At 41.4% G+C, this 25,715-nt stretch carries 18 protein-coding genes and 11 pseudogenes; all 29 read left to right on the top strand.

All coding sequences use genetic code 11. The features are described 5' to 3' along the window. Nucleotides 1-23 precede the first annotated feature (23 nt). The 29 genes and pseudogenes from PN838_RS05490 (at nucleotide 24) to flgG (ending at nucleotide 25,694) form a co-directional block, all read left to right on the top strand. The gene (locus PN838_RS05490) at nucleotides 24-386 is read left to right on the top strand and encodes a FliH/SctL family protein (RefSeq protein ID WP_272179974.1); all 363 of its coding nucleotides are present in this window, start codon (nucleotides 24-26) and stop codon (nucleotides 384-386) included. Further along, nucleotides 347-1,108, top strand: coding sequence for a FliH/SctL family protein (locus tag PN838_RS05485; protein ID WP_272179973.1), 762 nt, complete (start codon nucleotides 347-349; stop codon nucleotides 1,106-1,108). The genes PN838_RS05490 and PN838_RS05485 overlap by 40 nt, the downstream gene beginning before the upstream one ends. A gap of 40 nt (nucleotides 1,109-1,148) precedes the next feature. Next, nucleotides 1,149-2,476: pseudogene (gene fliI, locus PN838_RS05480) on the top strand (flagellar protein export ATPase FliI). A gap of 14 nt (nucleotides 2,477-2,490) precedes the next feature. Further along, complete coding sequence (gene fliJ / locus PN838_RS05475; protein WP_272179972.1) at nucleotides 2,491-2,820, top strand: flagellar export protein FliJ; 330 nt, start codon at nucleotides 2,491-2,493, stop codon at nucleotides 2,818-2,820. A gap of 362 nt (nucleotides 2,821-3,182) precedes the next feature. Then, nucleotides 3,183-3,590 (top strand): hypothetical protein, encoded by a 408-nt coding sequence (locus PN838_RS05470; protein WP_272179971.1) that lies wholly within the window; start codon nucleotides 3,183-3,185, stop codon nucleotides 3,588-3,590. Nucleotides 3,591-3,709: 119 nt separating this feature from the next. Beyond that, on the top strand, nucleotides 3,710-5,275 hold the full coding sequence (locus tag PN838_RS05465; protein ID WP_272179970.1) for a flagellar hook-length control protein FliK: 1,566 nt from the start codon (nucleotides 3,710-3,712) through the stop codon (nucleotides 5,273-5,275). Between the two features lie 191 nt (nucleotides 5,276-5,466). Further along, nucleotides 5,467-6,004: pseudogene (gene fliL / locus PN838_RS05460) on the top strand (flagellar basal body-associated protein FliL). Between the two features lie 27 nt (nucleotides 6,005-6,031). After that, nucleotides 6,032-7,102 (top strand): flagellar motor switch protein FliM, encoded by a 1,071-nt coding sequence (gene fliM / locus PN838_RS05455; protein WP_215962182.1) that lies wholly within the window; start codon nucleotides 6,032-6,034, stop codon nucleotides 7,100-7,102. Nucleotides 7,103-7,132: 30 nt separating this feature from the next. Further along, entirely contained in the window at nucleotides 7,133-7,531 is a 399-nt protein-coding gene (gene fliN, locus PN838_RS05450) for a flagellar motor switch protein FliN (RefSeq protein WP_215962181.1), read from the top strand. Beyond that, nucleotides 7,506-7,991: a flagellar biosynthetic protein FliO gene (gene fliO, locus PN838_RS05445; RefSeq protein WP_272179969.1), complete on the top strand. Its 486-nt coding sequence runs from the start codon at nucleotides 7,506-7,508 to the stop codon at nucleotides 7,989-7,991. Before fliN ends, fliO begins: the two co-directional genes overlap by 26 nt. A gap of 4 nt (nucleotides 7,992-7,995) precedes the next feature. Then, a complete protein-coding gene (gene fliP, locus PN838_RS05440; protein WP_215962179.1) occupies nucleotides 7,996-8,748 on the top strand; it encodes a flagellar type III secretion system pore protein FliP in 753 nt (250 codons plus the stop codon). An 8-nt stretch (nucleotides 8,749-8,756) separates the two neighbouring features. Next, nucleotides 8,757-9,026, top strand: a complete 270-nt coding sequence (fliQ, locus tag PN838_RS05435; protein ID WP_215962178.1) for a flagellar biosynthesis protein FliQ — start codon at nucleotides 8,757-8,759, stop codon at nucleotides 9,024-9,026. A gap of 6 nt (nucleotides 9,027-9,032) precedes the next feature. Further along, nucleotides 9,033-9,805 (top strand): annotated as a pseudogene (gene fliR / locus PN838_RS05430) (flagellar biosynthetic protein FliR). Between the two features lie 91 nt (nucleotides 9,806-9,896). Further along, nucleotides 9,897-10,097 carry a hypothetical protein gene (locus tag PN838_RS27015; RefSeq protein WP_370661091.1) on the top strand — a complete coding sequence of 67 codons (201 nt, stop codon included), beginning with the start codon at nucleotides 9,897-9,899 and terminating at the stop codon, nucleotides 10,095-10,097. After that, nucleotides 10,093-10,947 carry a flagellar type III secretion system protein FlhB gene (flhB, locus tag PN838_RS05425; protein ID WP_370661090.1) on the top strand — a complete coding sequence of 285 codons (855 nt, stop codon included), beginning with the start codon at nucleotides 10,093-10,095 and terminating at the stop codon, nucleotides 10,945-10,947. Before PN838_RS27015 ends, flhB begins: the two co-directional genes overlap by 5 nt. A gap of 180 nt (nucleotides 10,948-11,127) precedes the next feature. Further along, nucleotides 11,128-13,174, top strand: a pseudogene (gene flhA / locus PN838_RS05420) (flagellar biosynthesis protein FlhA). Between the two features lie 27 nt (nucleotides 13,175-13,201). After that, nucleotides 13,202-14,792 (top strand): annotated as a pseudogene (gene flhF, locus PN838_RS27010) (flagellar biosynthesis GTPase FlhF). 38 nt (nucleotides 14,793-14,830) lie between these two features. Then, nucleotides 14,831-15,639 (top strand): annotated as a pseudogene (locus tag PN838_RS05405) (MinD/ParA family protein). Between the two features lie 11 nt (nucleotides 15,640-15,650). Continuing rightward, nucleotides 15,651-16,373 (top strand): RNA polymerase sigma factor FliA, encoded by a 723-nt coding sequence (locus PN838_RS05400; RefSeq protein WP_272179967.1) that lies wholly within the window; start codon nucleotides 15,651-15,653, stop codon nucleotides 16,371-16,373. A gap of 205 nt (nucleotides 16,374-16,578) precedes the next feature. After that, nucleotides 16,579-16,886: pseudogene (locus PN838_RS05395) on the top strand (response regulator). 18 nt (nucleotides 16,887-16,904) lie between these two features. After that, a complete protein-coding gene (locus PN838_RS05390) occupies nucleotides 16,905-17,648 on the top strand; it encodes a protein phosphatase CheZ (protein WP_215962170.1) in 744 nt (247 codons plus the stop codon). Nucleotides 17,649-17,664: 16 nt separating this feature from the next. After that, on the top strand, nucleotides 17,665-19,800 hold the full coding sequence (locus PN838_RS05385) for a chemotaxis protein CheA (protein ID WP_272179966.1): 2,136 nt from the start codon (nucleotides 17,665-17,667) through the stop codon (nucleotides 19,798-19,800). Nucleotides 19,801-19,809: 9 nt separating this feature from the next. Beyond that, nucleotides 19,810-20,985 (top strand): annotated as a pseudogene (locus PN838_RS05380) (protein-glutamate methylesterase/protein-glutamine glutaminase). 209 nt (nucleotides 20,986-21,194) lie between these two features. Beyond that, nucleotides 21,195-21,960: pseudogene (locus tag PN838_RS05375) on the top strand (ParA family protein). A 4-nt stretch (nucleotides 21,961-21,964) separates the two neighbouring features. Continuing rightward, complete coding sequence (locus PN838_RS05370) at nucleotides 21,965-22,762, top strand: chemotaxis protein CheW (RefSeq protein WP_334313283.1); 798 nt, start codon at nucleotides 21,965-21,967, stop codon at nucleotides 22,760-22,762. Between the two features lie 118 nt (nucleotides 22,763-22,880). Further along, nucleotides 22,881-23,377 (top strand): annotated as a pseudogene (locus tag PN838_RS05365) (chemotaxis protein CheW). 99 nt (nucleotides 23,378-23,476) lie between these two features. Further along, nucleotides 23,477-23,926: a DUF2802 domain-containing protein gene (locus PN838_RS05360; RefSeq protein WP_215962165.1), complete on the top strand. Its 450-nt coding sequence runs from the start codon at nucleotides 23,477-23,479 to the stop codon at nucleotides 23,924-23,926. A 199-nt stretch (nucleotides 23,927-24,125) separates the two neighbouring features. Further along, complete coding sequence (gene flgF / locus PN838_RS05355) at nucleotides 24,126-24,893, top strand: flagellar basal-body rod protein FlgF (RefSeq protein WP_215962164.1); 768 nt, start codon at nucleotides 24,126-24,128, stop codon at nucleotides 24,891-24,893. Between the two features lie 13 nt (nucleotides 24,894-24,906). Then, nucleotides 24,907-25,694, top strand: a pseudogene (gene flgG, locus PN838_RS05350) (flagellar basal-body rod protein FlgG). The last annotated feature ends 21 nt before the right edge of the window (nucleotides 25,695-25,715 follow it).

Here is a 25,715-nt window from a genome sequence, read left to right as displayed (position 1 = left end):
GTACAGCATTATTGAGGTATTAAATGTCTGATAAATTATCTAACAATCCCGTCACGCCTAGTGATGACATGTTGGAACTTCTTAAAGATTGGGTTGCACCTGACGTTACCGCGATTAAACGTGAGGAATTGAAAGGCAAGACTAATTTTATGGGCGTTCCTATCAACGAAATGTATTCTCGCCTTAAAAAACAAGAAGAAGAAATCGTTGAGGAATTGCCACAGCTTACGGCCGAAGAAATCGAAAAAATTCGCCAAGATGCATATGATGAAGGAATAGAGCAGGGTAAAAAGACGGTTTTGAAGCTGGATTTGAAGAAGGTAAAACCAAAGGCCATGAAGAAGGTATGGTTATTGGTATCGAAGAAGGCAATGTGCAAGGTCTAGCTGAAGGTCAGCAAAAAATAGAAGAATTAGCGACGCAATGGCAGCAACTAATTGACCAATTGTATGAGCCCATTAAACGGGTAGATAAAGCCGTTGAGTTACAACTTTTAGAACTCGCGGTAGCACTCGCAGAAGGGGTTATTCGCACTGAAACTAAGATGAATCAAGATGTTTTGCTCAACATTCTGCATGAGTCCGTCGCGTCTTTACCATTTAACACCGAATTTGCTGAACTGCACCTTCATCCAAGTGACATCGAAACTATAAAAAGCATCTATGACGAAGATACGTTAATTGAACGTAAGTGGATCTTAAAAGAAGAACCATCTTATACCCAAGGTGACTTAGTCGTAGGCACCCCAAATTCGCTTATCGACCGCACCGTAAAACAAAGAATGAAACAAACCATTGGTGACTTTGTTAAAGCTGCTGCTCTTGAAAAAGAGCATGCAAATTCACCAATCCCATTAGCGGGTGATTTAGCCCATGGGATAAATATGTCAGAGTCGACAGACCAAAATGCAGACGCTGGTTCTGAAGCTGCAAGTGACCAAAACCAAGTTGAAGAAACGTCAGACTCTAATGCAGTTGATGAGCAGCTTGGATCATCGAAGCAGAAAAAAACAAGAATAAAAATAATAAAAAGCAGAAACAGAATAAACAACAAACAAACAATCAAACAGGCGCAATTGAGCCTTCAAATTCCGAAAATACCGACGTAAATGCGGTGGATGACGTTGATAACGATACGGAGTCAAACTAGTGACAACCGAATTATTAGAGCGAATCGCCAAGTATAAAAATCAAGTGGTTGATGCCAAACCTGAAGTTTCTGGTCGTTTGACCAAAGTGGCAGGGTTAACGCTTGAAGCCGTCGGGTGTTCTGCGCCTTTAGGTGGGCAGTGCCGTGTGCAAACCGAAAATGGTGATGTCGACGCGGAAGTTGTTGGATTTGAGAATGATAAAATTTATTTAATGCCGCTCGATAAAGTTCAAGGCGTACTGCCCGGTGGTCGAGTTACAGTTTCTCACGCCTCTAACAAGCTGCCGTTATCCCTAAGTTTATTAGGTCGAGTAATTGACCCAAGCGGTCAACCGCTGGATGATCTTGGCGCAATTGATACCGACTCAGATGCCAATCAAAGCACAAAACCAATCAACCCATTATCAAGACGCCCTGTTAAAACAGTGATTGATGTGGGAGTTAAAGCCATAAATGGGGTCATTACTGTTGGCTAGGGACAAAGAATGGGGTTGTTTGCCGGTTCTGGTGTCGGTAAGTCCGTTTTACTTGGTATGATGACCAAAGGCACAACAGCCGATGTCATCGTTGTTGGCTTAATTGGTGAGCGTGGACGAGAAGTAAAAGAGTTCATCGACGAAATATTGGGAGATGAAGGGCGCAAACGCGCTGTGGTTGTCGCAGCACCAGCAGACATGTCACCTATTCGTCGTCTTAAAGGGTGTGAAACGGCCACTCAAATTGCTGAATATTTTCGTGACAAAGGACTAAACGTATTATTGCTCATCGATTCCATAACCCGTTATGCTCAAGCGCAACGCGAAATTGCTTTAGCGATAGGCGAACCTCCGGCAACCAAAGGTTACCCCGCTTCGGTTTTCGCCAAACTGCCAGCATTAGTTGAACGAGCTGGTAATGGTGGCGAAGGCCAAGGGTCGATTACTGCATTTTATACCGTTTTGTCAGAAGGGGATGATTTACAAGATCCAATAGCCGACGCAAGTCGCGCTATATTAGATGGTCATATCGTATTATCACGAGATTTAGCTGACTCAGGGCATTATCCGGCCATTGATGTTGGCCGTTCAATTAGTCGTGTTATGCCTCAGGTGACCAGTCCTGAACATTTACACATGGCGCTTATGTTTAAAAAATTACTTTCAGCTTATGAACAAAATAAAGATCTTATTTCAATCGGCGCGTATGCGGCGGAAGTAACCCTATTGTTGATAAAGCGATCCAATTAAAACCTGTAATTGACGCCTATTTGCAACAGCGAATGGATGACGTTGTCCCTTACGACCAAGCCTTAATGCAGTTACAAGCGCTTGTTCAGCAGATTAAATAACGCGGGGACTTGTTATGGCCGATGATTTTAGACAACTAGAAACCCTCTTCAAAATTGAAAAAGATAAAGAACAAGGCTATGCCACAGATCTCAATTCTGCCCAGTCGTTTTACCAATTAAACATTCAAAAACTGAAAGAAGTTGAGGGTTACAAATTGGACTATTTACGTCAGTTGCAACAAAGAGGCAATGCCGGATTACAGGGTGGCAACTATATGCACTTTCAGCGTTTTATTGTTCAACTAGACGAAGGCATTGTTGCCCAGTGCCATGCTGTGGATGTTGCCAAACAAGTTGTTCAACAACGTCGCGCTATTTGGTTAGAACAAAGGTCAAAAACCTAAGCCGTTGAAACGGTTTTAGCCAATAAAAGAGCGAAAAAGCAACTGGTTATGGACAAATTAGAACAGGCAGATAATGACGAGTTTGCACTTCAAAAGTTTGTTCGACAACAACATGTTTAACCCTATTTAGTTCAAAACGACGATTAAAAATCGAATTGGAACGGATATTGAATAAACAGGTTATAGAAAGGTTTATATCTCAATGTTTCGCGCCTTAAAAGTCGCCTTATCGTAATCATTTGAGAGTTGGCACAATTTCGGTTCTCACTCGTTTCAGCCAAAAGCAAAAACAACGGAACCGTAATTTAATGCAGCAAGTAATCAAGACAACATATATTCGTTGTCGTAGTGGAGTATAAATTTTGCAAAATAACCTACAACTCACGCAATCGAAAACTATAGACGACAAAGCGCTGTGGGCAATTGCGGATCGCACCGAAAAACAAGTGCAGGCTGCGGATTCTAAATTTGAACGTATGTTAGATGAAAACAAGCAACGTCAGTCTCAAACTGACGATTTGCGTTCAAAAGCATTAGCAAAAGAAAATGACATCAGGCTACAACGTCAACAAGACCAAAATTTGCAAAGTAAAAATGAAAATAAACGCGTTGAAACATCTCAAAGTGCAGAACATGCACAGATCAGCCGTAGTGATAAATCGACAACAGCCCAACCTTTTGACACAAACAAAGGCGATAAAGCTGAAAAAGTATTGAGCAACCGTTATCCGACTCAGAACAAGAGGCGTATTTACAAAGTCAAAAATTAGAAACAGAAAAAAATTATCAATCGGTTGCTTCAGAAATAGAGGCTTTTTCAACTAGCACAGACGAGCAACAGTCAGTAAAAATAAGTACGACTCATCTTACCGCAGAGCAAGCAAAAGTTTTGTTCCAGCAAGTGACGAATGGAAGTAGTGAGATAGCCGTACAACAAGAATTGAGCGAAGCAAAAACCACTGCTGAGCTGACCAAAAGCGCAAATGAACTTGCTAAGAGCGTCGCAACAGTTAGTGCGGCAGGTGAGAATTCGGCCGGTTTAAATACTAAACTCGAACCGCAAATAAGCGTAGTAAAGGATTTAAAAGCTGATGCGCAGAAGCTAGAGCAGTCACTTAAAGAGATATCCACAAATGACAAAGCGAGCTGGCTCGACGGTATAATGCAACTAGCAAATCAAAATGCCAATAAATCCAGTGATGAAAAAGCAATTTCAAAAGTAGATGCCGCTGATGCCGATAATGAATTAACCACAGCGGGACAAAATGAACTCGACGAATTTGCTAAGCTCATCGCATCATTCGAAAGTGCTGAGACAAGCAAAAATGCTCTAGTTACGGCTGAGTCGGATGCAACTATCGAAGCTGATCAAACGAAAATCGATGCTGCAGTTCAAGATGCCGCAGGTCTAAATGAACAACTGAAAACGCTACAACTGAGTGAAGCAGAAATTGATACCAATGACATTAAGTCGACTTCAAATGAATTGCAGCTAACAGCCGGACAATCTGTAGGAGCAGACGCTTCTGCCACAGCAAGTGAAAACGAGCAACAGGTTAAGGTTCAAGGGCAGGCGTTAAATGCAGTTACCTCGGCAATTGAGGCTGAGCTTAACAAAAATAATGTTGCAGCAGGTGAAACAACAAAGCCTGTTAGTGTAACGAATAGCAACACAACAGCGGCGGCCTTGGCAAATGTTATTAATAAAAACAATATGGATGAAAATGCAGCTGGTAAGAACAACAATGTTAGCCAAAGCGTTGATGGATCAAAATTAACATCTGAATCACAAATCCACGATGAACTGTTAGCTAAACTAGCAGGGGAAGAAAAACTCGCTTCTCGAGACATCTCTAGCCCAGTGGCAACGGTCTTGAATGCTGGTACAGCATTAGGTAGCACCGAAGCCGGTAGCCTATTGGCAGACAGTACAGCCCGCGTTGAGTTAGGGGCCGTTCAGCTAGAAAAAACAATGATGGCGGCTAAGCTCGATATACAAACTCAAATTAAGCATGACGTTATCATTAAAGAAAATGTTCTCTTTAATAAACAAGAATTAGCAGCCAATGTGCAGCAACAAGTCGGCATGATGATGGCGCGAAACATGAAGTCTATTGATATTCGTCTAGACCCGCCTGAGTTAGGGTCAATTCGAATTAAAATGCAGTTAAATGGTGATCAAGCCGCTGTCAGTTTTATGGTGTCGAGTCAACAGGCCAAAGATGCATTAGAAAACGCGATGCCTAAGTTAAAAGAGATGTTAGAGCAACAGGGCATGGAATTGGCTGATTCCGACGTTCAACATGAGCAAAGTGGTCAAGGTGGAACAGAGGCTGGAGCTGAAACGCATCATGCTGGTATAAAAGGCGAGGACAGCACCGACGAACATTTAGGTGATGCGACTGAAGTGGTCGTTGATATTCCGTCACCTTATAAAGTTGATTATTATGCATAGCAATTTTGGACTGTTAAAATTTTGGACTGTTAAAAAGTAAAGCAGTTTAAAAATATTGGCGTAAACACATTAATTATTGTGCTTTTTGTTCAACAGATAAGCGAATTGCAGATTAAAGACTTAAATCGTTGCGTTAACTGACTGTGCGCAATAACATGGCTACCATACCGTGTAATTTGGGATACATAATAATGGCTGAAGAAGAAAGTGATTTAACGTTAGAGGAAGAACAGGGCAAAGGTGGCAATAAAATGATGTTAATCATTATTGTTGTAGCTGTTGTTTTAATTGGCGCTGGCGCAGCATTCTTTTTGTTATCTGGTGATGACGAAGCACCTGTTGCCGAAGGCGAACAGACAACGGAAGAAAGTGTTGCTGACGCCGAACCTTCTCAACCAGCTGAAATGGGCAACGCCAAATATGTGACGATGCCGCGACCATTTACGTTTAACGTACCTTGGTACAACTCGCGATAGACTCGTTCAAATTCGTGTACAATTAATGGTGCGCGGCGACAACAATCAAGAGTTAGCGCAGAAACATATACCTTTGATTGAAGGCACGTTGTTAAAGGCTTTCAGCACTGCTACAGCCGATGACTTGGCCACCACTGCAGGTAAAGATGCATTGAAGCTAAAAGCAGCCAAAGACGTGCAAAAAGCGGTAATTGATATAACTGGCTCGAAAATTGTAGAGGAAGTATTGTTTACTGGTTTTGTAATGCAATAACCGGCAGGTAATAATAAGAGAACTAATATGACTGATCTTCTGTCACAAGATGAAATTGATGCGTTGCTCCACGGAGTCGATGATGTCGAAGAAGAAGAAATAGAGGAAGGCGGTGGCGGCGGTGAAGCCGGTACCCTAGACTATGACTTCTCCTCGCAGGATCGGATCGTGCGTGGCCGTATGCCAACTCTTGAGTTGGTGAATGAGCGTTTTGCGCGTCATATGCGGATCAGTCTGTTTAACATGATGAGACGTACTGCTGAAGTGTCAATAAACGGCGTACAAATGATTAAGTTTGGTGAATATATTCACACCTTGTTTGTACCAACCAGTTTAAACATGGTTCGATTCAGACCGTTAAAAGGTACTGGCTTAATCACCATGGAAGCACGTCTGGTATTTATCTTAGTGGATAACTTTTTTGGAGGTGACGGTCGTTACCATGCAAAAATAGAAGGCCGCGAATTTACTCCAACAGAACGTCGAATTATTCAGATGTTGCTGAAACTCATTTTCGAAGATTACAAAGAAGCTTGGTCGCCGGTCATGGACGTAAGTTTCGAATATCTTGATTCTGAAGTGAATCCAGCGATGGCAAATATTGTTTCACCAACTGAAGTTATCGTAATTAGTTCATTCCATATTGAGCTTGACGGCGGCGGTGGAGACTTCCACGTAGCGCTACCATACTCAATGTTAGAACCCATTCGTGAGCTGTTAGATGCTGGTGTTCAAAGTGATAGAGAAGATACGGACTATCGTTGGAGTAAGGCACTTCGAGACGAAATAATGGATGTGTATGTTGATTTACATACTCAGATGTTAGAAATGGACTTACCATTACATCAAGTTATGAATCTAAAAGACGGCGATATTATTCCAATTGAAATGCCAGAATACATTACGGTATTTGTCGAAGGTCTGCCAACGTACCGAGCTAAATTAGGACAATGTCGTGACAATGTCGCGATCCAGATTTCAGAGAAGATAAAACGTCCAGAATCTGCTAAGTCAGAAATGAACGTATTGACCAAAGGTGGTCGTCGACTAGACGACGATTCCGAATTATTAGCATTAGAAGACGATTTGGAATTATAAGTCGTTATAAATTTTTTAAGGTAAATGATTATGAGTGATGATCAAGATACTATGGACGAGTGGGCAGCAGCCCTAGCCGAAGCTGAAGATGGTGGTGGCGATGACGGTATTCAAACCGCTGAACTCGACGAACTAACAGAAGCACGAAGCAACTTAAATGAAGATGAGACGCGTAAGCTAGAAACAATTTTAGATATTCCGGTTAATATTTCAATGGAAGTTGGCCGCAGTAAAATTAGTATTCGTAACTTATTGCAACTAAATCAAGGCTCCGTTGTTGAACTTGACCGTGTTGCGGGTGAACCACTTGACGTATTAGTTAATGGCACGTTGATTGCTCACGGCGAAGTGGTCGTTGTTAACGACAAATTTGGTATTCGACTTACAGATGTTATCAGTCAAATTGAACGTATTAAAAAGTTACGTTAAACGGTTATGCATTAGTTTTGTTGCTGTCATCAGCCAAACGGCGTTTGCTGAAGAGGTTGTAAAACAACAAAACTTTGCATCGAAAACACCGGCAAATACACCAGCCAGCGACGCGCTTATGCCTATGTTGCTGGCTTTGTTATTAGTGGTTTTTATTATAATTGTTGTTGCGTTTGTCGCGAAAAAACTTAACTTGACCCCAAACAATACAGGGCACTTTAAGCTTGTTTCAAGTATGTCACTAGGTGGCCGAGAACGGATCATTATTATTGAAGTTCAAGGGCAACAACATGCCATTGGCGTGACACCGCAAAATGTAAATCATTTGTTTTCTCTTGAAAATCCCATAGAATCAAAAACATTGCCTATGGCCAACTCGACGTTGGTTAATAAAATCAATAAATTGTTTGGGTATACACCACCGCAAACAGACGCAAATTCTACGCAGAAGAACGGATGAGTTAATGCGCATTTTAGTTTCAATTACCATTGCCATATTGCTATTTTTGGCACCAGAGGCGTTAGCCGAAAACGGCGGTATATCAGCTGTCACTGTTGTTGATAACCCCGATGGTTCAAAAGAATACAGCGTAACATTGCAAGTATTGGCGATGATGACAGCGCTGAGTTTTATTCCAGCAATTGTCATGTTAATGACCTCTTTCACTCGAATCATCGTAGTATTAGCTATATTGCGACAGGCCATGGGGTTACAACAAACACCAAACAGTCAATTGCTTATTGGTATGGCGCTATTTTTAAGTTTATTTATTATGGCCCCTGTATTTGACGAAATTAATCAAACAGCGGTGGAGCCTTATTTAAGCGAAGAACTTACGTCATTGCAGGCTTTCGAAAAAGCGAAACTGCCCATGAGAGAGTTTATGTTAGGCCAAACCCGAATTTCTGATCTGCAGTCTTTTGCTGAAATCGCCGGCTATACTCAACTCAATGCGCCAGAAGAGTTACCTATGACGGTTATTATTCCTGCGTTTGTCACCTCTGAATTAAAAACAGCTTTTCAAATCGGTTTTATGTTTTTCATACCATTTTTGATCATAGACTTAGTGGTTGCTTCGGTCTTGATGGCAATGGGTATGATGATGTTATCACCGATGATTGTATCACTGCCATTTAAGCTAATGATGTTTGTGCTTGTAGATGGTTGGACGTTAGTAATGGGAACATTGGCTAAAAGTTTTGGTCTAGGAACATAGGATAACGTATGTCTCCTGAGGTTTTTGTTGATATTCTGCGTGAAGCACTTTGGTTGATCATTTTACTGGTCGCGTCCATTGTTGTACCAAGTTTATTAGTTGGTTTAATGGTTGCTATTTTCCAAGCGGCCACGTCTATCAATGAACAAACCCTAAGTTTCTTGCCTCGATTAATAGTGACTTTATTGGCACTTATGTATTCAGGCCACTGGATCATTGGTAAGATAATGGACTTTACGTTTGAGCTAATAAATCGAATACCATCAGTAATAGGCTGATCCGTTATGGAAATCCTACTCAACACCCTGTTGCAATACCAAGCAGACCTTCTGCTTCCTTTAACCCGCATATCAGCGATGTTAATGGTAATGGCTGGTATGGGCGGCAAAGGTATCCCCACACCCATTAAGACCGCCTACGCTGTGGCATTTACTATTATGGTTATGCCTGTCTTGCCACCAACACCATTTAATAATTTATTTTCATTTGAGATGGTGATCAGAGTCGGGCAACAAATTTTAATTGGTACCGCAATTGGTTTTGTATCCACGGTATTTTTGCAAGTATTTGTTATTGCAGGCCAAGCTATTGCAATGCAGGCTGGTTTAGGTTTTGCCTCGATGGTTGACCCGACAAATGGTATGAACGTACCGGCGGTAGGTCAATTTTATCTGATCCTAGCGACGTTAATGTTTTGGGCTATCGATGGTCACATTGTGATGTTGCAAATGGTCGTGCAAAGTTTTCATTTGATGCCGATCACTGAAGTTTGGTACGCCACTGGTGGTTTCAGAGAGTTAGTCGATTTTGGTGGTTGGATGTTTGCTGCCTCGTTAGTATTAGCTTTAGCTCCGATTGTCGGTATGCTAATTATCAACTTAAGCTTTGGTATTATGACCCGAGCAGCACCTCAGTTGAATATTTTTGCTATTGGTTTTCCATTTACTATGATGTCTGGATTGATCGTCATGTGGATCACGATGGAGAACTTTGTCTTTCACTTTGAAAAAACTGGCAACGCTCATTAGAAATGATGTGCACACTGATCGGTTGTTAACTTAGGGTACTTCAATGGCAGACGATAGCGACAATGAAAAAACAGAAGACCCCACAGCCAAGCGTTTAGAAGACGCTCGAAAAAAGGTCAAATTGCCCGTTCGAAGGAATTAGGCACAACAGGTGTTCTAATTGCCAGTGCCGTAGCGCTAATCATGTTGGGTGATAAGTTGGGTATTTCCTTGATGGAAGTGATGCAATCTCAATTTCAGTTAGAACGAGACGACGCATTTGACTCGAAAAAGTATTTTCTGTATTTGGCGCCGTTATCGAAAACATTAGCGCGCCATTAGCCGGCATCTTTGCAATTATTTTGTTGGCCGCTTTTATTGCCAACAGTTTGCTAGGGGAATTAATTTTAGTTGGGAGGCGATGGCCCCTAAATTAAATAAGATGTCCCCTTTAAAAGGATTGAAGCGGATGTTTGGCTTGCAGGCAGTCGTCGAGTTGGTTAAGTCGGTGTTAAAGGTACTTGTTGTTGCTACGGTCGCCGTTTTACTTATCAAAGTCTATCTTTTTGATATTTTATACCTGAGCATTCAAGACCTACCAAATAATACCTTTGACGCGACAGAAATGTTGGCGTGGATATTCTTAGGCCTATGTTGCTCCACCATTATTATTGCTTTAGTTGATGTACCGTATCAAATCTACAATCACACTAAGCAGTTAAAAATGAGTAAACAGGAAGTAAAAGACGAGTATAAAAATACTGAAGGTAACCCTGAAATTAAGGGCCGTATTAGGCAAGCTCAGCGTGAAATATCCCAACGTAAGATGATGGCTGAAGTCCCTAATGCGGATGTGGTTGTTACAAATCCTACGCACTATTCAGTTGCTATTAAATACGACGTTGAAAAATCCAGTGCCCCTTACGTGGTTGCCAAAGGTGCGGACATTATAGCCATGCACATACGAACCATAGCTAAAGAACGTAACGTACCTATTGTCGAAACACCATTGCTGACTCGATCAATTTACTATACAACAGACATCAATCAACAAGTTCCTGAGCAGCTATTTGTCGCTGTCGCACAAGTTCTTGCCTACGTTTATCAATTAGATCAACATCAGAAAGGTAAGGGGCAAAAACCCAAGCCGTTGGCTAAAAACCTGCAGATCCCGCCTGAAATGCGGCACTAATTCTATTTTTGGGATCACGTTTTTCAAATTTAATGTTCAGAGGTAAATCCTTTGTCAGAATATTGTCAGTTACTTTGGCCTAATCCTTGCTCTTTACAGAGTATCAGAAGGTTTATTCGGTCATCTTATGGAACTGGTAGCAAAATTTAATCAGGTTTTTCTAAAGAAAACAACAAGTATATTAGTGGCTTAGGTGCTCCCTTGTTTATTCTTGCCGCGCTTGCAATGGTTATTTTACCGCTGCCATCGCTTATGCTGGATATCTTGTTTTCTTTCAACATAGCCCTTGCATTAGTCATCTTACTCGTAACGGTTTACACCCTAAAACCGTTGGATTTTGGCGTTTTCCCTACCGTTATTTTGATCGCTACCGTACTGCGACTTGCACTGAATGTTGCAAGTACCCGTATCGTTTTACTTGAAGGACACAAAGGGAGACGCCGCTGGACAAGTCATCGAGGCGTTTGGTTCCGTTGTTATTGGTGGTAACTATGCCGTCGGTTTAGTGGTCTTCGCAATTCTCGTTATCATTAACTTTGCGGTTGTTACAAAAGGTGCAGGTCGTATCTCTGAAGTAACCGCTCGATTCACACTTGATGCAATGCCTTGGTAAACAAATGGCTATCGACGCCGACTTAAATGCCGGTTTTATTTCACCAGAACAAGCAAAAGCACGCCGTGAAGAAATTGGCAAAGAAGCTGACTTCTACGGGTCAATGGATGGTGCGTCTAAGTTTGTTAAAGGTGATGCTATCGCTGGGATTATTATCTTATTTATAAACATCATTGGTGGTTTGTTTATCGGCATGATCCAACACGACTTGTTGTTTGGTGAAGCAGTAGAGATTTATACTATTCTAACCATCGGTGATGGTCTGGTTGCACAGATTCCAGGACTGTTATTATCAATTGGCACGGCGATTGTTGTTACTCGACAAAACACTGAAGAAGCGATGGGCTCTCAGGTTACATCGCAGCTTGGCGGCGAAAAAGTTTTATACGTTGCTGGTGGTTTATTGGTAGCGATGGGGTTAGTGCTAAGGTATGCCACACTTAACGTTTTTAGGATTTGGTGCGATTTTACTTGGCGCAGCTTATATCACTAATAAACGGGCGGCGGAAGCGGTATTAGAAGCGAAAAAGAAGCTGTTAAAGCGCCGGCTCGTGATCCTGTTGAAGCGGCTGAGAACAAAGACGTAAGTTGGGACGATGTTGCCCATGTCGATACCATAGGTTTAGAAGTTGGTTACCGTTTGATCCTCTTGTTGATAAAACCCAAGGCGGTGAATTGCTGTCACGTATAAAAGGTGTGCGCCGTAAACTTAGCCAAGAGCTTGGCTTCTTAGTGCCAGCGGTTCACATCCGTGACAATTTAGATTTAGATCCAAATGTATATCGTATTACCCTGATGGGGGTAACAATAGGTGAAGCTGAAATTCGACATGATCGCGAGTTAGCAATTAACCTAGGTCAAGTGTTTGGCAAGGTTGATGGTATCGAAACAATAGACCCTGCTTTCGGTTTAGAGGCCGTTTGGATAGAAGCTAAAAATCGAGATAAAGCACAGTCATTAGGTTATACGGTTGTTGACCCAGCTACTGTGGTTGCAACGCATATAAGCCAATTGTTAACTAATAACGCAGCACAGCTACTTGGTCATGAAGAAACGCAAAATCTTCTTGAAATGATTGGTAAAAATTATCCAAAACTTGTCGATGGTGTAGTGCCAGAAATGATGAGTTTGTCGGTACTTACGAAAGTTCTGCAAAATTTATTAAATGAAAGTGTGCCAATTCGAGATATTCGTTCTATTTTACAAACCCTTGTTGAGTATGCTCCAAAAAGCCAAGACCCCGATGTGTTAACGGCTGCGTGTCGTATCGCACTTCGTAGATTCATCGTCCAAGACACCGCTGGTTCGGTGGCAGAAATACCCGTCATAACTTTAGCGCCAGAGCTGGAACAGATGTTGCAACAGTCTATGCAGTCGACTGGAAACGAAGGCGCTGGTATTGAACCAGGACTTGCTGAACGTATGCAAACGTCACTTGCAGAAGCACATAAGAATCAAGAATTACAGGGTGAACCTTCGATTCTTCTTACGTCAGGCATGTTACGCAGTGTGTTGTCTCGTTTCCTAAAACACAGTGTCCCTGGTTTGGTAATTCTGTCGTATCAAGAAATACCAGAAGAGAAACAAATTAAAATTGTCAGTTCGGTTGGTTAGTTGTCAGAACTTTGACGGAGATTTAGAATGAAAATAAAACGTTATTATGCAAAAGATATGAGAACAGCACTAGCTCAAGTAAAAGAAGAGTTAGGTGTAGACGCAGTCATCATGTCAAACAAAAAGACGGCAACAGGTATAGAGCTTGTTGCAGCGGTAGATTCTGATGCAGAATTAACAACTAAACCTTCTACACAACCGGTGAGTGAAGCCGAAACGCAGCAATCGATATCAAATCAACGAGTGAACAACCAACAAATGGCCGGTGCTAGTGGATCAATTCAAGCACTGATGAATAAGCCAGAAGGTGCACAAACGCAAAGTCAGCCTGCAACTAATGTGGCCAGTTCGTTAGACGAATTATTAAAGCGTCAAAGCAACTTTAGTAAGCCAGCTCAAGCGGCTGTTGCTCCTCGTCAGGCACAGCCTGTTCAAGCTTTACAAGAAAATGAAAATCCAGTCGGGACTATGACCTAAGGCACTATCACAACAAGCAGAATCAGAATTTGAACAATGGTTATCTAAAGCCCGAGATAAAGTTGCTGAAGAGTCAGCACCTTCTCAGGTTGATTTTAACTCGCTAAATAATGATATTGGTTATGACTCAAATACAAATGAAGCGCACCAAGCACAGTTAGATGGTGATGATTTGTCTGATCCACACTCGGCTCCAGTTTCTGCTTCTATTAGTGAGTTGGCGACATTAAAGGCCGAGATGAACTCAATTAAGCAATTATTAGAACATCAAGTCTCAAATTTAATGTGGCAAGACGTCAATCGTCGTCAACCTGTAAAAGCGATGTTAACTAGCAAATTAAAAGAAATGGGTTTATCAGTTAAAGTCGCTGAGCATTTAACGCATTTTATTGGCGAAGACACTAAACACTCTGATGTTTGGCCTAAAATGTTAGCGTTGTTAACTGAACAACTTGATACAACAGATAACGAAATTATCAAACGTGGCGGAGTCTATGCATTGGTCGGTCCTACTGGCGTTGGTAAAACTACGACCATAGCTAAGTTAGCGGCTCGTTATGCACAAATGTATGGTGCCGACAAAGTTGGCCTAATTACGACTGATAGCTTTCGTATCGGCGCACTTGAACAATTGGCAACTTATGCCAAAATATTAGGGTGCCCGCTTAAACAAGCAAAAGATGTTGAAGAGTTGTCTGAAGCCATTTATCAGCTAAGAAACAAAAAGTTAGTTTTGATTGATACAGCTGGCATGAGTCAACGTGACATTAAATTGACAGAAAGATTAAATTATTTGTTAACGCGATCACGTGTTAACATTAAAAATTATTTAGTTTTATCAGCCACTTCACAAATGAGTGTACTGCAAGAAAGCGTACAACATTTTAAAACAATTCCACTTTCGGGTTGTATATTTACAAAAATAGACGAATCTTTAAGTTTGGGAGAGTTAATGAGTGTTGCAATTCATAATAGGTTGCCAATTGGTTATTTAACCAACGGTCAACGCGTCCCAGAGGACATTAGAGTTGCAAATTCAGGAAAAATTGTGCAAAAAGCTAATCAATTGTTTGAATTAAAGCAAAAAGTAACTAACGAAAATAATAAGGTAGTGCCAAAAGCAGTAGGCATGTATGATTAAAGCAAGTTCATCTGACTAAGGCTAGTGGCTTAAGAAATATGTCTTTAGCAAATAAAACCAAAGTAATCGCTGTTACAGGCGGAAAGGGTGGCGTTGGCAAAACAAGTGTTTCGCTAAATACCGCTATAGCCCTAGCTCAAATCGGGCAAAAAGTGTTAGTGCTAGACGCTGACCTAGGCTTAGCTAACTGTGATGTTATGCTAGGTTTACGTGTCGAAAAAACTTATCACATGTCATCTCCGGTGAAGCTGAACTTGACGATATTTTAGTTGAAGGGCCGTACGGCATTAAAATAGTACCGGCAACTTCAGGTACTGTAGATATGGTCGACCTTTCTCCTACCCAGCATGCCGGACTTATCCGAGCTTTCAGTGAAATGCGAACACCAGTGGATATTTTTATTGTCGATACTGCGGCAGGCATTTCAGACATGGTATTGTCCTTTTCACGCGCATCCCAAGAATTATTAGTTGTTGTCTGTGATGAGCCAACGTCAATTACTGACGCCTATGCACTGATCAAAATTCTTAATCGTGACCATGGTGTCAATCGATTTAAAGTCGTGGCGAACATGGTTCGTTCGATGAAAGAAAGCTAGGACCTATATAAAAAATTATCTTTAGTGACGGACCGATTTTTAGACGTCACACTCGAGTTAACTGCGATAATTCCATTTGACGACAATTTAAGAAAAGCGGTTCGACGCCAGCGGGCAATTGTGGACGCTTTCCCAAGATCGCCATCGTCTGTCGCATTTAAAACTTTAGCTGCCAAAATAAATAACTGGCCGACGCCGACAAACGCGACTGGTAATTTAGAATTTTTTCTAGAGCAGTTAGTAAATTAAGAGGCGCTCGTTTGAACAACAAAGTTGCCGCAGCCTACGAGGCTAAAGAACAATCGCTCACTAGCCTTGTAAACAAACATGGGGTGTTAGTGAAACGAATTGCCCACCATTTGGCTGCGCGATTGCCCGACAGTGTCCAAGTTGATGATCTCATCCAAGCAGGTATGATTGGTCTTATTGAAGCATCAAAGAATTTTGATGGGTCAAAAGGGGCGAGTTTTGAAACCTATGCTGGCATAAGAATTCGAGGCTCCATGTTGGATGAAATTCGACGTGGCGACTGGACTCCCCGCTCTGTACACCGTAATACCCGATTAGTTGCCAATAAAATATCAGCGTTAGAAGCTGAACTTGGACGCGACGTTAAAGATGTAGAAGTCGCTGCTGCATTGGATATATCACTTGCCCAATACCACCAAATGTTAAAAGAGACGAGCGCAGGCCGTGTCCTCGATTTGGACAGCTTAGGTGTAGCGGAAGATGTGGTGACAAAACATACTGACGGTTCGGACGATGTCTATGACGGTGTCGAAGTAAACAATTTTAAATCATCAATGATAAAGGCAATTAAGTCATTGCCCGAGCGAGAGGGACTAATTCTTTCGCTATATTATGATGATGAGCTAAACTTACGTGAAATTGGTAACGTTTTGAACGTGAGTGAATCGAGAGTTAGCCAGATCCATAGCCAAGCTATGGTGCGGCTTCGAGCTCGATTAAAGGAATGGTTATAATAAAACTTGTAACTTCCTAATTTTTATTAATAATATTTATTTACGTTAATCATGTATTTTCAAGCCGGTACGAACTACTATAAGTGAAACTGGATTGGGAACTAACAAAACCTCACTGGAGGACGCTTTGGATAAGAATATGAAAATTCTGGTTGTTGACGACTTCTCAACAATGAGAAGAATCATCAAGAACCTATTGAGAGATTTGGGCTTTACCAATGTTTCAGAGGCAGATGACGGAAGTACTGCATTACCAATGTTGCAAAATGGTGACTTTGATTTTGTTGTTACGGACTGGAACATGCTCAAGGTATGCAAGGGATTGATTTATTACGTGAGATTCGTAAAGACGAAAGCCTAAAACATATGCCTGTCATGATGGTAACTGCAGAAGCTAAAAAAGAACAAATTGTTGCCGCCGCTCAAGCGGGTGTTAATGGCTACATTGTTAAGCCATTTACTGCAGCGACGTTGAAGGGCAAATTAGAAAAAATATTCGAGCGCTTAGAATAATCTAACTAGGAGTACACTATGTCTTTAGAGACTGCTCCGCAGATTAGCCTTGAAGAGGCTAAAGCCTTAGTAGCTGCGCTAGAGTCGGGTGACAATACAACAGCAAACACCATTTTAATGGGCATTGCTGCACCTGAGCAAAAAGAATTATTTGCAGAAGTTGGAAAACTCACACGTCAATTACATGATTCGCTTTCTAGTTTTCAATTAGATCCGAAAATTGCAAATTTGGCGACAGATGATATCCCTGATGCAAAAGAACGATTAAGTTACGTCATGAGTTTGACGGAACAGGCTGCCAATAAAACAATGGACGCCGTTGACGCTAGCTTGCCGTTAGCTGACAAAATTAATAGCGATATTTCCAGTTTAAAACCTGAGTGGGATAAATTAATGCAGCGCCAACTTGAGTTGGGCGAATTTAAAACCTTATGTTTTTCAGTGAATGAGTTTATGGAGACTGCAGAAAAAGACGCAGCCCAAATTCATCTTTATATGACTGAAATCATGATGGCTCAAGACTTTCAGGATTTAACTGGTCAGGTAATCAAACGTGTTATCGAGTTAGTCAAAGAAGTTGAAGATAGTTTAATTCACTTACTGACAGTATTTGGTGAACCTAGTAGAGAATCTATTAATGAAGTTAAGGCTGCTGTCGATAACAATGGTGTAGAAGGTCCAATCATCGATGCTGAAACACGTGAAGACGCTGTTTCGAATCAAGATGAAGTTGACGACCTATTATCTAGTTTAGGCTTTTAAGTTAGGGAGCTGCCGAATGGCGTTGGAAGTGGATCAAGAGATATTACAAGATTTCTTAATAGAAGCTGCAGAGATCTTAGAATTACTATCAGAAGAGCTAGTTGAACTGGAAAATGACCCAGAAAACGCTGGTCTCTTGAATTCCATTTTCCGTGGATTTCATACCGTCAAAGGTGGCGCTGGCTTTTTAGCGTTAACGCATTTGGTGGATGCGTGCCATGGTGCAGAAAATGTTTTCGACATTCTGAGGACTGGCAAACGGAGCGTAACACCTGAATTGATGGATGTTATTCTCCAAGCGCTCGACACCGTCAACGAAATGTTTGCTCAAGTTCAAGCTGGTGAAGACCCAGCTCCTGCTGATCCACAACTGTTAGAACGTCTACATCGTTATAGTCATCCGGAGGCCGAAGTAGTTGAAACGGTTGCAGATGTCGAACCAGAAGTTAATTTGACTGGCGGCGATATAGATGAAATATCAGAAGACGAATTTGAAGCATTATTAGACGAACTCCATGGTAAGCCGGCCGCGACAGCGACGCCAGCACCTACTTCTCCCACGTCGTCAGCAATTGCTAGTAGTGGTGATGACTTTTCAGACGATGAATTTGAAGCATTATTAGATGAATTACATGGGAAAGGGTCGTTTGAAACATCAAAACCTTCGGCTGGTAATGCTGCACCAACGGCTCCAGCACAACCTGTCTCGTTTTCAAATGAAAGTGATGAGATAAGTGATGACGAATTTGAATCTTTGTTAGACGAATTACATGGCAAAGGCGCGTCACCAACAGTAAGTAAACCAAAAGCTCAGGCACCAAAACCACCTGAACCGCCAGCGCCAAAAGCGACGCCAGCACCGGCACCAAAACCGCCTGTAGCGGCTAAACCCGCTCCTGCTAAAGTTGCGCCGGCTAAGTCACCTAAACCTGGTGAGAAAAAGGCACCACCACCACCGGCAGCTGAAACAACTGTTCGTGTTGACACTAAACGCCTTGACGAAATTATGAATATGGTTGGTGAACTTGTCTTAGTCCGTAACCGGTTGGTGAGCTTAGGGGTTAATTTAGGATCTGATGAAGCGATGACCAAAGCAATATCTAATTTAGATGTTGTAACTGGAGACCTGCAAGGCGCGGTAATGAAAACGCGTATGCAACCGATTAAAAAGGTATTTGGTCGATTCCCTCGGGTTGTTCGAGATTTGGCTCGAAGTTTAAATAAAGAAATTGTATTGGAATTACTCGGTGAAGAAACCGATTTAGATAAAAATTTAGTAGAAGCTCTAGCGGATCCGCTAGTGCATTTAGTTAGAAATTCTGTAGACCACGGCATTGAAATGCCGGACGAACGTGAAAACGCTGGTAAGAGCCGAGTCGGTACAGTTCGTTTATCGGCGTCACAGGAAGGCGATCATATCTTGTTAGTCATCGAAGATGACGGTAAAGGAATGGACCCTGAAAAGCTTAAAGATATAGCCGTAAATAAAGGCGTTCTCGATGCGGATGCTGCAGCTCGATTGTCAGACACTGAAGCATATAATTTAATATTTGCTCCGGGCTTCTCAACGAAAGAAGAAATATCAGACATCTCTGGTCGTGGCGTTGGTATGGATGTGGTTAAAACCAAAATCACTCAGCTTAACGGCTCTGTCGATATCCAGTCTGAATTAGGCGTTGGCACTACACTAGAAATTAAAGTACCACTGACACTAGCAATTCTTCCAACCTTAATGGTTGTTGTTGGTGAGTTGATATTTGCATTGCCGCTATCAACGGTAAATGAAATTATTCATCTGGATTTAACAAAGACAAATATAGTTGACGGCCAGCAGACTGTTATCGTTAGAGAAAAAGCGATCCCACTATTTTATTTAGAAGACTGGTTGATCAAAGGCAATAACCCAGCTGACCGAGTTGTTGGTAAAGGCCATGTAGTTGTTATTCAAGTTGGTGTACAACAAGTTGGTTTTGTTGTGGACTCATTAATCGGACAAGAAGAAGTTGTCATTAAACCATTGGACGCTATGTTGCAAGGAACTCCGGGAATGGCAGGGGCGACGATTACATCGGATGGTGGTATCGCGCTTATATTTGATGTACCGAACTTGTTAAAACATTATGCTAAACGGTCTAACTTAAGGTTTAAGTAGTATTTAAAAATGACAATAAAGGTATTGGTTGTAGATGACTCTGCGTTTTTTCGACGTAGAGTAACAGAAATCTTGAACTCGCACCCTGACTTACAAGTTATTGGGGATGCAGCTGATGGGCAAGCGGCAATTGAACAAACCGCAAAGTTACGTCCAGATGTGATCACGATGGATATCGAAATGCCTGTCATGGATGGCATTACAGCCGTCAAAAAAATAATGGCAGTGACACCTACGCCTATTATTATGTTTTCATCTTTAACACACGATGGGGCCACTGCAACGTTAGATGCACTTGAAGCTGGTGCCCTTGATTTTCTTCCGAAAAAATTTGAAGACATAGCAAAAGATAAAAAGAAGGAACCGCTTTACTGCAGGAGCGAGTTAAAGCATTAGGCGCGAAATCCAGTATATTAGCTCGACGTCGTCCAATTCGTTCTGAAGTGTCAGAACGAGCAATAGTTAAACCAGCGACCTCTACTTCAACAATATCTTCGCGACTGGGTAGCAGCCTGCAAAGTTCATCAACTCGAAGAACAACTGAAACGAGTCAAGCGGCACCTCAACGGCAGGCAACGTCGGCGATTCGAAACTCGTCTGGAAAGTCATATAAATTATTAGCGATTGGTACGTCAACAGGCGGACCCGTTGCGTTGCAAAAAGTACTTACAACATTACCTGCAAACTTTAACGTCCCGATTATTCTTGTTCAACACATGCCAGCAGCTTTTACCCCAGCGTTTGCCTCTCGTTTAAATACGTTATGCAATATTTCGGTAAAAGAAGCAGTTAATGGCGAGCCATTAAGACCAAGGTGTGGCATATTTAGCATCAGGCGGTAAGCAAATGTTGATTGAAGGTCGACCTGATTACGGGACGATTAAAATTATGGATGATGAGGCAGCTCGTGTAACTTATAAACCAAGTGTTGATTTGTCATTTGGCAGTGCTGCGAAAGTTTATGGTGGTGATGTATTGGCAATTATATTGACTGGCATGGGAGCGGATGGCCGCGAAGGCAGTCGAATGTTGAAACAACGTGGCGCTAAGATTTGGGCGCAGGACGAATTATCTTGTGTGGTTTATGGTATGCCACAAGCGGTAACAAGTGCTGGTGTTTCAGAACAGTCGATTTCACTAGAGCAAATTGGCCCTTCCATTCTTAAAGAATTTAATTTACGTTAAATTGCAGTTTATGTGTTCCCTGAACTTAGATCCAGAGGTAAAGCACTTAAACCGCAGCTCGTTAAAATAAAAGCACTAATCTCATTAGATAGCTGATACTATTAATAACTTCTAATTGCGCGAACGATTTTTAATCGAATTTGATGGCGTGTTAAACGTTTTAGATAAACTAAACAGTAACCACTAAATAATAATAACTAGGTGAATATGTGAAGGTTTGGACTGTTGCAAATCAGAAAGGTGGAGTAGGTAAAACGACTTCTGTTATAACCTTAGGCGCAATATTGGCGCTGAAAGGTAAAAAGTCCTCATGTTAGACACCGATCCCCATGCGTCACTTTCTTATTATTTTGGCATTGATTCAGAAGAATTAACGCATAGCGTTTATGATGTATTTTTGCACTCAGACTCTATGGATCAGGAACATTGGCAAAAGTGTGTTTGGCAATCTCCAGTACCAAATTTAAGTATTCTTCCCGCCACGATGGCAATGGCCACATTAGATGGTATTTTGAGTAAAAAGTCTGGTATGGGCTTAATTATTAAAAAACCTTAAACAAATTTGCATCTGATTACGATTACGTTTTAATAGATTGTCCGCCGGTATTAGGTGTTTTGATGGTCAATGCGCTTGCCGCAAGTGACAAAGTATTGATCCCAGTACAGACCGAATGTATGGCTTTAAAGGGCTTGGAACGCATGCATCGTACAATGCAATTGATAAAGACCTCTCAGGCGAAAAAATACGATGTTTGCATCATTCCGACTATGTACGATAAACGGACAAGAGCGTCGATCGTAGCGTATCGAGAGTTGCAAAGTACTTATGGTGATCAGGTTTGGGAAGGGGTTATCCCAATTGATACAAAATTTAGAAATGCGTCGATGGAAAAACTGCCATTGCCTATTTATGCTAAAGGTGCAAGAGGCGTATACGCCTATAACGAATTATTAAAATCATTAGAGAATAATTAAGTCGATGTTTGCAAGTGAAAAAGTCATGCTGGAGTATTTCGACCAGCTACTAAGTGACGAAGAAGAAAATGACATTAACACGGTTGCAAATACGCATCGAGGATCTTTGACGGCAGAAAAACAATCACGCCCTGCGATACTATCTGACGATATTATGGCGACCCCACTTGCGCGTGAAAAACCTCAAGTTTCCCATAAAACTCCAGCAGCAAAACCATTTAAAGAACCAGAAGTTGAGTTACCCGCACCGCAAACAAGTACGGTCGCTAAATTACTGGAACAAGTAAATTTAAAACAAGATGCAAAAATAGCTAAAGAACGTCAGAAAACTGTCGATCTAGTAAGAAGTGTATCTCAAGACATCGCGCCACCTTCTGTTGAAACAAAACAAGAAATAGCTCTACAACCGCCAATTAAGGTTGAAAAAGAGGTTATTGAAAGTTTCCCAGATGAACCATTTCAAGCGTTATTTTTTAGCGTAGCGGGTTTATCACTAGCCGTGCCGTTGAAGGAACTTGGTGGGATCCATAATTTAACAGAATTAAGTACTTTGTTTGGCAAGCCTGCATGGTTTAAAGGTGTGATGCTAAATCGAGATAAGAAGTTAAATGTTGTCGATTCTGCGCGTTGGGTTATGCCTGAAAAGTATAACCAAGCCATGGAAGAGTCGCTTAACTATCGCTATCTCATCATGTTAGGTGAGAGTAATTGGGGATTAGCAGCCGAAAGTTTGGTTGAAACAGAGTCAATTACACCAGATGCAGTTAAGTGGCGAAAAATGCACATAAACGTCCCTGATTGATGGGCACGATTAAAGAAAAATGTGTGCTTTGTTGCATGTAAGTGATTTAATTGCCATGCTTGAACAAGGTATAGACGCAAGACAAGTTTAGTCAGTATTCAATTTAGGAGTTGCTCATATGAGTGAAGAAAGAACCCCAGTCAATCACGTTACGGATGGCAATGACGAAGTATTGCAATGGGTCACGTTTAAACTAGAGGAAGAAACCTACGGTATAAACGTTATGCAGGTTCAAGAAGTACTACGTCATACTGAAATTGCTCCCGTACCTTGGTGCCCCTGACTATGTGCTAGGAATCATTAACTTGCGTGGTAACGTCGTAACCGTTATTGATACAAGAGCCCGCTTTGGGTTAATGCCTTAGCGATGTAAGTGATAATTCGCGAATAATCATAATCGAATCTGAAAAACAGGTTATTGGTATTATGGTAGATAGTGCAACCCAAGTTGTTTATTTAAAAACGTCTGAAATCGACAGTGCACCTAATGTAGGTACTGATGAAAGCGCTAAATTTATTCAAGGTGTTAGTAACCGTGATGGCGAATTATTAATATTAGTAGACTTAAATAAACTGATGACAGATGAAGAGTGGGATGATATTGCAGACATCTAAGTCAATCTGCATAGCGTCAATCATCTTAGCTGGCTGAATGGAGACTAAATTAGTTGAAGTTCAGTCTGCTTAATTGTTCTATTTTTTAAGAAAGGTCACATGTCATTACCTATTATTGCAATAATCATCTTGTTTGTTGCTGTAGCATCGCTGATTGTAGCCTTGCTAATACTATCTAAAAAGATTGTAAATCAGACTGCAAAAATAGAGTTGATGGAGTCGCAAGCTCTTAATGATAAATCTCATGTTAACCACCTCATTGACGACATTCAAACGTCGATACAGCAAATTCCAAAAATAATTGAAATACAATCTCAGCAAAATAACGAAATGCAGTCGAATAAACAAGGATTGCTCGAATTGCAGGAGACCACTGAAAAGTTGCGAAATGATATTCAATTACTTCAAAGTGAAGGGCAAGAAGATAAACTCTACGTTAGAGCTAAAAAGTTAATTCAATTAGGCGCTGACATTGAAGAAATCATTAATGAATGTGGTATTAGCCGAACCGAGGCTGAATTACTTATTTCACTATCTGCGAAGCAGTAAATATAATAACGTTTTTCTAATCTATTCAAAACTAAGCCCCTTAATAAATGTAATCGATAAAATCGTTACCAAAGCTACTGTTTTAGTCATTACTGTCCTAATAAATACCTCCCTTTAACAAGCGCCAATATTCTCTGGCACAATTCATGCAGTATTAAAACCAAAATAACCATCGTCGAATTATTGACAGAGGCTATAGATGGATAAGATGTTATATGTCGCCATGTCTGGCGCGAAACAAAATTTGATCGGTGTATCGATGAATGCCAATAACTTGGCAAATGCGAAGACCGCAGGGTTTCGTGCTGACTTTGAACAGCAGCGCTCCATGCAAGCATTTGGTGAAGGGCATCCAACGCGAGTATTTGCGGTAACCGAACGTCCAGGTTCTAAAATGAACCATGGTTCAATAGCGACAACGGGTCGTGATTTGGACATCGCTATCAAAGGCGATGGTATGTTGGCGGTACAGGACAGAACAGGCTCTGAGGCTTATACCCGGGAAGGTAATTTACAAATTACCAAAGAAGGGTTGTTAACGACAGCACGTGGCGCTCCTGTGATGGGAGAGGGTGGCCCAATTGTTATCCCTTTGCCAATAGAAAAAATAGAAATAGGCCCAGATGGCTCTGTCACGATACGGCCTTCCGGCGCTCCGGCAAATTTTCTTGAAACGGTCGATCGAATTAAGTTGATCGAACCGCCAAGTCTTAATTCGATGACTAAAGGTAATGATGGCTTATTTCGTTCAAAAGAATCGGTACTTACCAATGACTTATGTGGATTTTGTGACGCTTCGCCTAATATCGGTATCGAAAGTGGCGCATTAGAACTTAGTAATGTGAGTCCAGTAAGCGAAATGACAGCGATGATCGCACATCAAAGACAATATGAATTACAAATTAAGTTGATGAAAAAAGCGGAAGAAATAGACCGTGCACAAGATCAACTTCTCAGAATATTTTAATTAGGAGGCGCGTATGCATCCGGCATTGTGGATTAGTAAAACTGGGCTTGACGCTCAACAAACTGAAATTGCGGTAATATCCAATAACTTGGCCAACGCCAGTACTATCGGATTTAAAAAGAGTCGAGCCGTATTTGAAGACTTACTTTATCAAAACATTAACCAACCTGATGGTCGGTCGTCCCAGGACACTGAAATGCCAAATGGTTTGATGCTCGGTGCTGGTACTAAAGTTGTCGCGACTCAAAAGAACTTCTCGCAAGGGAATATGACAACGACTGAAAACAGCCTGGATTTTATGATCCAAGGTAAAGGTTTTTTGAAATCCAACGCCCAGATGGAACGTTAGCTTATTCTCGAAATGGCCAGTTTTCAATTGATGAAAATGGACGATTGGTAACCTCTGGGGCTGGTTTCCCATTGCAGCCTGAAGTAACAATTCCGGCTGAAGCGCAGTCGATAACAATTTCCCAGCAAGGTGAAATTTCAGTTCAAGTACCGGGTCAAGGTGCTGGTGTTGTTATTGGACAGTTGACCATTTCAGAGTTTATTAACCCTGCCGGCTTAGAGCCAACGGGTCAAAATTTATATATTGAAACTGGAGTAAGTGGTGCCCCGGTTCAAGGTAACCTAGGGGTTAACGGTTTGGGTATCATCGTACAGGGGGCTCTAGAAACGTCAAATGTAAACGTAACTGAAGAGCTAGTTAGCATGATTGAGAGTCAACGTGTGTATGAAATGAACTCAAAAGTAATTTCGACAGTTGACCAAATGCTTAGCTTTATTACTCAGCAGCTATAGAGTTCTGGAGATTTATTATGA

The organism is Psychrosphaera algicola (assembly GCF_028401425.1).
Lineage (GTDB): Bacteria > Pseudomonadota > Gammaproteobacteria > Enterobacterales > Alteromonadaceae > Psychrosphaera > Psychrosphaera algicola.
Note: the sequence above shows the minus strand (reverse complement) of the source record. Positions and strands in the feature narration are given on the sequence as shown.